This is a genomic window from Pleurocapsa sp. CCALA 161, from assembly GCF_003003995.1.
Classification (GTDB): Bacteria; Cyanobacteriota; Cyanobacteriia; order Cyanobacteriales; family Xenococcaceae; genus Waterburya.
In genome coordinates this window covers 1-3,258 of record NZ_PVWF01000234.1, presented here as the reverse complement: position 1 = coordinate 3,258, position 3,258 = coordinate 1, and the positions used below count along the sequence as shown (strand labels likewise).

3 protein-coding genes are annotated in these 3,258 nt (G+C 42.9%); 2 read left to right on the top strand and 1 reads right to left on the bottom strand.

Annotation, left to right across the window (positions count from 1 at the left end):
- The first annotated feature begins 21 nt into the window (after positions 1-21).
- Complete coding sequence (locus C7B62_RS25090; protein WP_106237764.1) at positions 22-1,068, top strand: GTP-binding protein; 1,047 nt, start codon at positions 22-24, stop codon at positions 1,066-1,068.
- A 19-nt stretch (positions 1,069-1,087) separates the two neighbouring features.
- Complete coding sequence (gene folE / locus C7B62_RS25085) at positions 1,088-1,789, top strand: GTP cyclohydrolase I FolE (RefSeq protein WP_106237760.1); 702 nt, start codon at positions 1,088-1,090, stop codon at positions 1,787-1,789.
- A gap of 23 nt (positions 1,790-1,812) precedes the next feature.
- Here folE and C7B62_RS25080 read toward each other — a convergent pair.
- Positions 1,813-3,258: WD40 repeat domain-containing protein (locus tag C7B62_RS25080; RefSeq protein ID WP_233220158.1), on the bottom strand; the 1,446-nt coding region annotated here is incomplete at its 5' end.

Here is a 3,258-nt window from a genome sequence, read left to right as displayed (position 1 = left end):
ACTAAATTGCTTCTCTTCACCATGCTAGAGATTTCTCCATCAGAATTACCCGTCACCATCATCACAGGATTTCTGGGTAGTGGTAAAACCACCCTACTCAATCAAATTCTGCAAAATACCCATAACTTAAAGGTCGCAGTATTAGTCAATGAGTTTGGAGATATCAATATTGATTCTCAGCTGTTAATTTCCTATGAGGATGACATGGTGGAGTTGAGCAATGGTTGTATTTGCTGCACCATTAATGAAGGGTTAGTAAAAGCAGTACAAAGGATATTAGCCAAAGAAGAAAAAGTAGATCGTTTGATAATTGAAACAACTGGGGTAGCCGACCCTTTACCAATAATTTTGACTTTTGTTGGTTCTGATTTTCGAGATTTTACTCGCCTTGATTCAGTAATTACCGTAGTTGATGCAGAAACCTTTACTCCAGAGCATTTCGAGAGCGAAGCAGCTTTTAAACAGATTACCTTTGCAGATATTTTGTTGTTAAATAAAACTGATTTAGTTGACGAGGGGCAATTACGAGGATTAGAAACATATATTGCTTCCATTAAAAAAAGCCCCAGGATTATTTATACAAACTATGCTCAAGTTCCATTGCCATTGATTTTAGATGTGGGTTTAACGAAGTCGAAGCAGGCTCGGTCTTTTCAAGACGGAGTACCTTCGACGCCCATCGCTAGTTATGTCGAAAAGAAAGAGCAAGAACACCACCAACATCATGATCACCATCATTCCCCTCACTTAGAAGCCGATGGTTTTGTTTCCATGTCATTTCAAAGTGACAAACCCTTTGATGTTTATAAATTTCAAAAGTTTTTAACCGATCAACTTCCAGTTGAAGTATTTCGAGCAAAAGGAATTATTTGGTTTGCCGGAAGCGAATTACGCCATGTATTTCAACTATGTGGACAACGCAGTGATCTTAAGTCTGACCGTTGGTCTACTCCTCCTGTTAACCAACTAGTTTTTATCGGTCGTCATCTAGATACTGATAAACTGCGCCAACAGCTAAATGACTGTTTGGCTACTTCTGTTACCTCTGTTACCTCTGTTACCGTTTAATTTAAACTATTGCCAATTTATGACCTTAGCTAAATCCGAACCCAATCAAATCGACAACATTAATCAGCAACTACCTAAATTAACTACTACACAACAGCACGAACATCTCACGCATTTGAGGAAACCTCAAATGACGTGTCCTCCTCCTGTATCCGAAGAGGAGATGCGCCAAGCAGTAAGGACTTTGCTGTTAGGACTGGGAGAAGACCCAGACCGCGAAGGATTAAGAGATACTCCTAAAAGAGTAGTTAAAGCTTTAAAGTTTCTCACTTCTGGTTATCATCAATCCCTTGATGAACTTCTTAACGGGGCAGTATTCCAGGAAAATGCAGATGAAATGGTCTTGGTTAGGGATATAGACCTATTTAGCTCCTGTGAACACCATATCTTACCCATTCTCGGTCGCGCTCATGTGGCTTATATTCCCGACGGTAAAGTAATTGGATTATCTAAGATTGCCCGTATTTGTGAAATGTACGGACGGCGTTTACAAGTACAGGAAAGATTAACCGCCCAAATCGCCGACGCACTCCAAGGATTATTACAACCTAAAGGGGTAGCGGTAGTAGTGGAAGCAAGTCATATGTGTATGGTAATGCGGGGAGTGCAAAAACCTAGTTCTTGGACTTCTACCAGTGCAGTTAGAGGTGTCTTTGCCGATGATGCGAAAACTCGGCAGGAGTTTATGAGTTTAATTCGTCATAATCCTGCGTTTCGTTAATTGATTAGCGTTAACTAATTTAATTACTTAATCTTGGCACAAGTTTTATTAGCAACCTTGGCTTCTTTTGTGGCAGATGACGTAAGCAGAGAATGCTCGCGCAAACGATCGCAAGCTACTTGTAACCAAGTTGAGAAGCTACCCCCCTGCCATAACCGTACTGTCTTGTCCCAACTGCCACTGACAATCTGTTGCCCATCAGGACTAATGGCAACGGAACTGACGGGACTTTCATGCCTTGATAATGGTTGACCGATCGCTTTGCCTTGTTTGTCCCATAATCGTAGGGTGCGATCGCGACTACCACTAACTATGTATTCTCCATCACGACTAAAAGCAACTGAGGAGACAGCGCTGCCATGCCCGATAAAAGGTGAACCGATCGCCTTGCCTTGTTTGTCCCATAATCGCAGCGTGCGATCGCGACTACCACTAACTATGTATTCTCCATCACGACTAAAAGCAACTGAGTGGACTTTATCTGTATGTCCATGCCAGGTTTGACCGATTTGCTTACCGTTTAAATCCCACAACCGAATCGTCTTGTCGTTACCACCACTGATGATATGTTGTCCATCGGGACTAAAAGCAACCGAGAAAACGGCAGTCTCATGCCCGATAAAAGGTTGAGCGATTGCTTTGCCTTGTTTATCCCACAATCGTAGCGTACCGTCGCGACTCCCACTAATTATGTATTCTCCATCAGGACTAAAAGCAACCGAGGTGACAGCTTTTTTATGCCCGATAAAAGGCGGAGTGATCGCCTTGCCTTGTTTGTCCCACAACCGAATTGTTTGATCATCACTGCCACTAGCAATGTATTCCCCATTGGGACTGATGGCTACAGATAAGACTTTCTTCTGATGCCCGCTAAAAGGCTGAGCGATAGGATTACCCTGTTTGTCCCACAACCGAATCGTTTGATCATCGCTGCCACTAGCAATATATTCTCCATTGGGACTGATGGCTACAGACAAGACTTTATCCTGATGTCCTACTAGAGTGCGATCGCTTTGGAAATCTGCTGTATTCCACAATCGAACTGTACCATCTTCGCTACTACTAACAATGCTTGCCCCATCAGGGCTGAAGGCAACAGAGTAAAGATAATATTCGTGTCCGATGAGGGATTGACCGATTTGATTGCCTTCTAGATCCCACAACCGAATCGTTTTATCATCGCTGCCACTCAAAATATACTTTCCATCAGGGCTAAAAGTAACTGAGCGGACATAATCTTCGTGTCCGATGAGGGATTGACCGATTTGATTGCCTTTTAGATCCCATAACCGAATTGTATTATCGGCACTACCACTGGCGATCGTTTTTCCGTCTGGACTAAAAGCGACTGAGAAAACATGGTCTTGATGACCCTTAAAGGGCTGACCGATGAGATTACCCTGTTTGTCCCACAACCTAATTGTGTTGTCACCACCGCCACTAACTAGATAATGCCCGTCTGGACTGAA